The following is a 7,774-nucleotide window of genomic DNA, read 5'->3' on the forward strand; positions in this document are numbered from 1 at the left end:
GCATAAGGCCATGCCCCTGCATCGGTTTGTCGACATAGAGCGTGTGAAGCGAAGGTGCATCGAATCCTGTCAGCCACATATCTCGGACAATGACCAAGTCGAAGCCGGACCCCGGCTTCTTGAAGCGATTGGCGAGAGCTTCCAGCCGAGACTTCGTGCGAAGGTGCGGTTGCAGCGAAGCAGGGTCGTCAGAGCGGTTCCCAGTAATGACTACCTTGAGCATACCGATGGTGTCATCGCGCGCTTCGGCAGAAACCCAGTCAGGACGCAACTTGGCAATCTCGTCATAGAGCATCACCGCGACTCTCCGGCTGATCGCGACAATCATTCCTTTGCCGCCAGCCATCGCCTCCCTTCGTTTCTCGAAATGCGCGACGACGTCTGCCGCGATTTCTTCCACCCGGTCCGGGGCGCCGACGACCTCATCGAATCTCGCGAGCTTGCCTTTGATCCGCTCGACGGCAGCGTCCTCGCCTTCCGCAAGTTCCTCCGCCAATGTGTCGAGTCGGACCCGATCCTCATCGGACAGGTTCAAGTGCAATCTAGCCAGCCGTGCGGTGTAGTGGATTGGAACGATCGCTTTGTCCCTCACTGCTTGCGTCATGTCGTAGGTGTCGATGACGTCGCCGAAGGTTCCGTAAGTGTCGCGATCCCTCTCGTCGATCGGTGTCCCGGTAAACCCGACGGCCGTGGCATTCGGCAGGGCCTGATGGAGATAGTCCGCGAACCCTACGGCTTCCCTGATCTCGCCGTCGCGTTCCACGAATGTCTTCTTGAACCCGTATTGCGTTCGATGGGCCTCGTCGGCGATCACGACCACATTGCTGCGATCCGTGAGCAGCGGATGTGTGCCATCCGCACCACGGAACCGCTGTATCGTCGTGAATACGAGGCCGCCAATATCAACCGACAGCAGCCTTCGCATTTCCTCCGCTGTTTCGCCTTTGCGGGGCGTTCCGCGGAGCGCCGCACTATGGTCTACAAAGGTGCCAAAGAGCTGGTCATCCAAATCGTTGCGATCCGTTACCATGACGATGGTCGGGTTTTTAAGCGCCTTGGCCAACTGGAGCTGACGAACGAAGAACAGCATCGTCAGCGACTTGCCAGACCCTTGTGTGTGCCAGACGACACCACCCTTCCGCGAACCGCTTTGCGAGGCGGCCACGGTTGATGCCAATGCCTTCCGGACGGCATGGAATTGATGATATCCGGCGAGCTTCTTCGACCTAACGGTCCCGTCCTTCACCTCAAACGCCACGAAGTCGACGATGAAATCGAGGAAGCGCTCCGGTGCAAAGACACCACGGATGAGCACCTCGAGTTCCGACCGACCCCTGTCATCCAGATCGGTTCCATCGATGGTTCTCCAGGGCGCGAACCGATCCGGCTCCGCAGTGAGCGACCCGATCCGGGCTTTCATGCCGTCGCTTACGACGAGAACCTGGTTCGCGCGGAATAGGTCCGGGCATTTCTCGGCGTAGTTCCTCAACTGGGTATGTGCCCGTTCCAGCGTAGCATTGATGCTGGCCGGGTTCTTGAACTCAAGAATCGCAACCGGGAGCCCGTTCACGAAAGCGGTCAGGTCCGTGCGAACGACGCCGCGGTCCCCCTTCACAATGAACTGGTTCGCGACCAGCAAACGGTTGGCCGACGGGCTATCGCGATCAAGGATTCGCAACCCGACAGTCCGCGTCTCTCCACGGTCGTTGATCTCGACTGGAACGCCGGAGACGAGAAACGGATGGAAAAGCCTGTTGTTCTCGATCAGATCCTGGCTGGGCACAGCCATGATCGTTCGCATTGCCGCATCGACCATGGCGGCCGTCGCCTCCGGATTGAGGCTTGCCAGCGCGCTGCGTAGCTCCGGCTCCAGGATTGCCTGCCGATAATCGGTACGGGCGCCCATGGGGCCGTCTGGAGCGAGATAATCGCCAGGAACCGACTTCCAACCGATCAGTTCGAACCAGGATAGGGCTGCGAGTTCGACCGCTTCCTCGGCAAGCTCAAGGCGCCGGGTCTCCGTCGGTTGGTAATAACTCTCTGTCATGCTGCGATCTCGGCGTCTGGCGCGCTTTCGTTTGCTCCTTCTGTTTCCCAATCGAGGCGAGCGGCATCATAGGCGGTTTCGTCCAAGTGAAAGAGCACGTAGCTCGGTTGGAAGCTTGCGCCTGCTATCTCTACCATGTCGAACTCGGCATCGAGATGCTCGTTGAACGCAGCGTTTGTGCTGTAGGTCGCGGCACCCTCGTCTTGCGGCCCCGGGACCGCTCGGCTCCAGGCGACATCGAATAGGAAGGCGACAAGGCTGTCGCAAAGGCCGCCGAGCATCAGCGCATGCTGGCGCTGCAGCGTTCCCCAATCGAGCGACCCGCCATGGCGCATGTTGGGTACATTGCTGAGCTTCGCCAGGGCGACAGCGACATCATCGATTCCCTTGGTAAGCGCCTTGATGTGTTCGTTGATATCCGCCGCGTTTGGGTGATCTGTTAGGGAGAAATCCATGGCATCGATCACGCCGCGCATTCGGTCCGGGAAGCCGTCTTTCTTGCGAAACTCGATACCCAAGCGGACCCCTATCGTCGAATGTGCCGCTTCGAAGAGCGTCCTGACGCTTTGCAGGCAGAAGGCCGGCTGGCTCTCGATGCTGCGCTCCAGGGCCTCTATGTGAATCCTGAGAGGCTCCGCCCGATCGGGGTGCAGCTCAAGTAGGGCGCGGAGCATCTGGAGCGAGTAGGGCATCGTCAGGTTTCCTTCCTGACGCGCTCGAAGTCGTCGAGCCGGACCTTGTCGAGTGCGTTAAAGATTGCGTTCATGATCCGACGGAGCTGAACGAAATCGACCCAAACTTCAGGCGCAATATTGGCATTAGCGACATCGTCGTACCTGAACGCCGTCGAACGTGGATCGAAGGTATCGAACTCCAGAATGCGATCCCTGAGCCAGTCCAACTGCGACTGCTGATAACAACCTGTCAGGCGCTCGTGCAGGTGGATAGCGAGGTCACGGAGTCCATGGTTTCGCTTCGGTTGGGCCTCATGGATCGCCTTGAGGTTCAGTTCGAGAGCATGCCGGAAACAGAACAGAATCGGATCGATGCTCTCCCAGGACTCGTTGCAGCTGCTAGCCTCGTCGAGCAAGCGGAAGGCGGCTGTCTTGTAGGATTGCGCCATGTCGTATGTCGTCCGGCCCGTCTGACCGTTCCAATTGACCAGCATTGCGCCGTATTTGGTTTCTGGCTCATCTGGTAGGTCTGAAAATATGGACCAGGCGAGGCTGACGCCACGTTCGCTCATGCTGCCACCGCCTTCTCCGCATCTTTGATGCGGAGCTCCCCAGAGATCAGCTTTGGCAGGAGAGTGTCCCTTAGATCTCGCAGGGTTCGGGATTGGGCCGCAGCAGCTTGAATACTAGAGAACAGGGGATCGACGATACGACCGAAGGCTTCCAATATACCAGACGGCGGCAATGCCATTTCCCAAGCCGCAACTGAAGAGGGTGGTACGCGCTGCCGTCCAGACGACCCCGTCATCGATCCAATCAGGTGTGCGCGGAAGGATTCGTTTCGCGCCAGCAGATAGGGCCATGCCGCACTCATGGGCGCCTTGGGGCGCAGCACGATGAACTCGGTCGAGCCCCATCCGACCTGATCTTGGGCGAGAAAATCCACATGGGCCGTCTTTCCGTTTTCCAGGCAGGGCGTGATGCGCGCAATCAGCGTATCACCCCGCATAAAGCGGGCGCCCGATGAGGCTTCGCGTATGATGTAGCTGTCGACGCTTGGACCTGAGGTCGGAAGAGCAGCCATATCAACGTAAGGCGCGGGAGTGCTCGCTCGAAGCGGCGTGGAGGGATTGATTTCCAGCACCGACGAGATCGATGCAATATTCCAGCCTTCTGGTACCCCATTCTCTCCGAAGCGGTCAGGGAAAATAATAGCAGTATCTGCTGAGAGGTTGTGACCGCGGCCTTCAAGCTTGGCACGGACAGGATCGAAATCCACAAACCAGCTCTTGAACAGCGCCTGAGCGATTTCCTCAAGAGTTCCGATCATGAACCGGTTCAACTCGATCTTGTCATCGAGAGAGCCGAGGAGGTTGGCGATATTTTTCTGCTCATTAATCGATGGCAAGACGAGGGGAACGTTCCTCAATATCTCGGTATTGAGGTTGGGCATAACCAGCCCGACAGCATGTTGACGTAGCCAATCACGCGTATCTGGACTTGAGATACAGAAAGCGAGAAAGCGCGGATCGACCTTCTTCGTGTTTGGTCTAACTAAGAGGCACCCAGTTCCGCACACCCATCCTACGTTGTTGTCAATGGTCAGCGCGCACTTATCGACTTCACCACGTCTGGAGAACACGAGATCGTTGAGCCGCAATTTGTGCCGGCTAAGCCGATCTGCTTCTGCGAAGGTGATGTACGCCACGCGGGCTGTGTCGATCCGACGGTCAGTTATGTTTGTTGGCATTACAACCGGCACGCCTGTCGATACATAATCTGACGCGTGCAATTGGCTGCCAAACGGGCCGGTCTGTATGGCGTCCGCAACATCGCCGAGTGTTGTTGTTGCCCACTCACCAGCCATGGCCGACCCCCGCCAGTGCATTGCGGATGCGCTCGTCGAGCGCCATACCTTCGGTCATTTGATCGCGGAGGTCCTTAGTCAGACGAGAAATCTTGGACTCGAAGGGTTCGTCGTCCGGGTCCATCTCCCGCGTACCGACATACCGCCCCGGTGTGAGCAAGAACCCTTGAGCTTCGACTTCCTTCAGGCTAGCTGCTTTGGCGAAGCCCGGCACGTCCACATAACGCCCACCGACCTCACGCCACGCATGGTAAGTGTTGGCGACCTTGGCGATGTCATCGTCGGACAGCTCTTTCAGCGTGCGCGAGACCATAGTTCCGAGGCCGCGCGCGTCGATGAACAGGATTTCACCCGTGCGATCGCGCAGCTTCTTGTCGCGCGAGATGCCGTTGGATTTGTCGCGGGTCAGAAACCAAAGGCAAACGGGGATTTGAGTCGTAGAGAACAGCTGGCCGGGAAGCGCAACGATGCAATCGACGAGTCCCGGATAGACCGTCTTCGTCCCATTCGGTTCAGCGACCTCGATGCCTTCGATCATAGTCCGGCGGATATCGCCTTCACCGAACTGCTGGCTCGACAATGAGCCATTGGCCAGGACGACGCCGGCGTAGCCATCCGGTGCAAGATGGTGGACGATGTGCTGGAGCCAAGCGAAGTTGGCGTTCCCGGCAGGCGGGACGCCATATTTCCATCGGCCGTCATCCTTCAGTTTTTCGCCACCCCAGTCACTGTCGTTGAACGGCGGATTTGCGAGGACGTACTTCGCCATCAGGCCCTTGTGCAGGTCCTCATGAAAGGTGTCCGCCCATTTGGGACCGAGATTCGCTTCAATGCTACGGATAGCAAGGTTCATCTTCGCAAGGCGCCACGTCGTGGCGTTGGACTCCTGACCATAGACGGAGATTTCGTTGAGCCGGCCGCCGTGCTCTTCCACGAAACGCTCGGACTGCACGAACATTCCGCCGGAACCACAGCAAGGGTCATAGACGCGGCCCTTGAACGGCTCCAGCATCTCGACCAGCAGCTTCACCACGCAGCCGGCGGTGTAGTACTGTCCGCCGCGCTTGCCCTCCATCTTGGCGAACTCGCCGAGAAAGTATTCGTAGACACGGCCTAGAACGTCTTGCCCCTTGTGGGAGTCGTCAAACTTGATGTCGGAGAAGAGCTTCAGGACCTCGCCCAGCTTGGTCTGATCCAGTTCCTGGCGCGCATAGTTCTTTGTCAGGACGCCGCGAAGGCTGGAATTCTCAGCTTCGATATCGAGCATAGCTTGATCCAGCAACTCGCCGACTGTCGGTTTGGTGCTGGTCGCGTTTTCTTTGAGAAAGTCCCAGCGCGAGCGATCGGGGACGTAAAAGATCCCGTCCGCGAGATAGAGGTCGCGGTCGTCGACAAGATCTCGTTCTTCAGGGTCGGTAAGCGCAGCTTTACGGCGGGCGTCGAATCGATCCGAGATGTATTTCAGGAATATCAGGCCAAGCGCAACGTGCTTGTATTCGCCAGCATCCATGTTGCCCCGCAGCTTGTCGGCTGCAGCCCAGAGCGTTGTCGCAATCGGTGGTGCTACTTTTTCCGGCTTGGGAGCCGCATTCTTCGTCCCGGGTTTACGTCCTCGTGGCACTGCAATTCCTGACTTCAAGGTATTATGGGGTACGTTTGAACGCTCGAAGCTGTCATTCTGCCGCAGCGGACGGGGCCGACGCGGCGGACGGGTTTCCGAGCAGTTCGGTGAGTTTCATCCGAAGCCGATCTTGCCGTGCGGCATAGAACGTCTCGAATTCCTGGAGGTCTGCCGCCAGTTCGCCTAACTCGTGTTTGGTTCGGTAGTGAAGCTGCGACGTGGGGTCCGGCAAGTGCGCGGAAAGCCATGCCATCGGCATAGCCGCCCGCTTTTCATTGTTGATGGCGCCTTCGAGAAGCTGAAGGTTGGGCAGCGTGTTCGCGTGACGAGCGACCACTTCGACGTCTATCTCATCGAACCCTTGCTTCTGAAGCCGCGCCGGCGTGAACCGGGAAATTGGATAGATATGGTCGACGTGGAATTGATTGCGCAGATCGACAAAGGGAAACAGCAAAGAGAGCAGCGGGAACGTCCGCTTGTCGCCATACTCCATATGCAGGAGATCCTCGATCTCTGCCGGCTCGAAGGTCAAGGATTTTCCCCGTTGGCTCATCACTTGGCGCAGCTGTCCCACCGGGAAGGCCGTCGGGTCATTTGCTTGAACCACCTCGCGAAGGGCGGTCAGAAGCGTATCAAGCCCGCTGCCCCAGATACCGGATGCCTTTACGATCGACCTCACCAGCCAGTCTCTGATCGCCGCGCGATCACCAGCGAACTGGCTATGGGTGACGTAGTTCGCAGGAGCGTTCCGCCGGTATAGATAGTAAGCGATCGGCAATAGGGCGCTGTCGGCCCTCAGCGTTTGCCCATTGAGGCCGAAGCTTGAAGCCAGTTCTACGGTCCTGACCAGAGCCGCCCGAATCGCGAACCAATTGGTCTCCAGCGCCAGCATGTTGGTGGTCGTAAAGTTTTCGACCTTGAATCCTACTGAGGCGATATCAGCCAGCATTAAGCCCGCTTTGAGGACGAAGTCCTGACTGAGCGCGAAACCCGACCCAATGTGGTTCAACTCGTCCACGAGTTTGTGGATCTCGGCGCGAGCGTCAACCTGCTTCCACTGGGCAACGGCAATGCTAAGCAACAGGTCTGAATAGGAGAGGATCGTCCCTCCTGAATTGAGCCGGATGAAAATGTTGAGAACCCGCTCGAGGTCCTGGGTTTCTTCCTCGTAGTAGTTGACAAGGTTGTGCGAGTGGACGACGCGATGCAGACGGTCGACTACCTCGTAGGCTCTTTCTAAAGGATCACCGTCGAGTCCACGCTTTCGTAATCCGGACAGCATTGCCGGGCCGTCTTTCATCCCGAGAATGTCAGGGACTAAGAACCAGTGTGCTCCCTCGTCGCGCGCGGCTTGCTGATCGTCCAGGAACTTGAAGCGATAGCGGATCCCGTCCTCGTCAGGCGACGGGGGCGCCAACAAATCAAGGCGCAACGTCCGCACAGGGAACGCATCAGGATTCGTCCACCACTTGTTCGGCTGCTTGATAGCCATAGATCCGCGTAGGCCGATATTGAGTGCCGTGAGACGCTGCTGCCCGTCGAGAACGGCGGTGACGCTCTGATGA

At 58.2% G+C, this 7,774-nt stretch carries 6 protein-coding genes; all 6 read right to left on the minus strand.

Going from position 1 to position 7,774, the window contains the following annotated elements; genetic code table 11:
• On the minus strand, window positions 1-2,047 hold a 2,047-nt coding region (locus EN914_RS16890; protein WP_164778764.1), incomplete at its 3' end, for a type I restriction endonuclease subunit R.
• Window positions 2,044-2,739 (minus strand): abortive infection family protein, encoded by a 696-nt coding sequence (locus EN914_RS16895; protein ID WP_024505050.1) that lies wholly within the window; start codon window positions 2,737-2,739, stop codon window positions 2,044-2,046. The genes EN914_RS16895 and EN914_RS16890, both read right to left, overlap by 4 nt.
• Before the next feature lie 2 nt (window positions 2,740-2,741).
• On the minus strand, window positions 2,742-3,293 hold the full coding sequence (locus tag EN914_RS16900) for a hypothetical protein (protein ID WP_024505051.1): 552 nt from the start codon (window positions 3,291-3,293) through the stop codon (window positions 2,742-2,744).
• Window positions 3,290-4,588, minus strand: a complete 1,299-nt coding sequence (locus tag EN914_RS16905; protein ID WP_024505052.1) for a restriction endonuclease subunit S — start codon at window positions 4,586-4,588, stop codon at window positions 3,290-3,292. The genes EN914_RS16900 and EN914_RS16905 overlap by 4 nt, the downstream gene beginning before the upstream one ends.
• Window positions 4,578-6,209, minus strand: coding sequence for a class I SAM-dependent DNA methyltransferase (locus EN914_RS16910; RefSeq protein WP_245265394.1), 1,632 nt, complete (start codon window positions 6,207-6,209; stop codon window positions 4,578-4,580). The genes EN914_RS16905 and EN914_RS16910 overlap by 11 nt, the downstream gene beginning before the upstream one ends.
• A 52-nt stretch (window positions 6,210-6,261) precedes the next feature.
• Window positions 6,262-7,774 (minus strand): DUF262 domain-containing protein (locus EN914_RS16915; protein WP_164778765.1); only part of this gene is annotated, 1,513 nt, incomplete at its 5' end.

The sequence above is a fragment of the Mesorhizobium sp. M7A.F.Ca.CA.001.08.2.1 genome, from assembly GCF_003998455.1.
GTDB classification, from domain to species: domain Bacteria; phylum Pseudomonadota; class Alphaproteobacteria; order Rhizobiales; family Rhizobiaceae; genus Mesorhizobium; species Mesorhizobium ciceri.

What these genes read in the sequence shown, in the direction of transcription:
- EN914_RS16900 (WP_024505051.1), bottom strand. Translation starts at nt 3,293, where the DNA reads ATGAGCGAACGTGGCGTCAGCCTCGCCTGGTCCATATTTTCAGACCTA.
- EN914_RS16895 (WP_024505050.1), bottom strand. Translation starts at nt 2,739, where the DNA reads ATGCCCTACTCGCTCCAGATGCTCCGCGCCCTACTTGAGCTGCACCCC.
- EN914_RS16905 (WP_024505052.1), bottom strand. Translation starts at nt 4,588, where the DNA reads ATGGCTGGTGAGTGGGCAACAACAACACTCGGCGATGTTGCGGACGCC.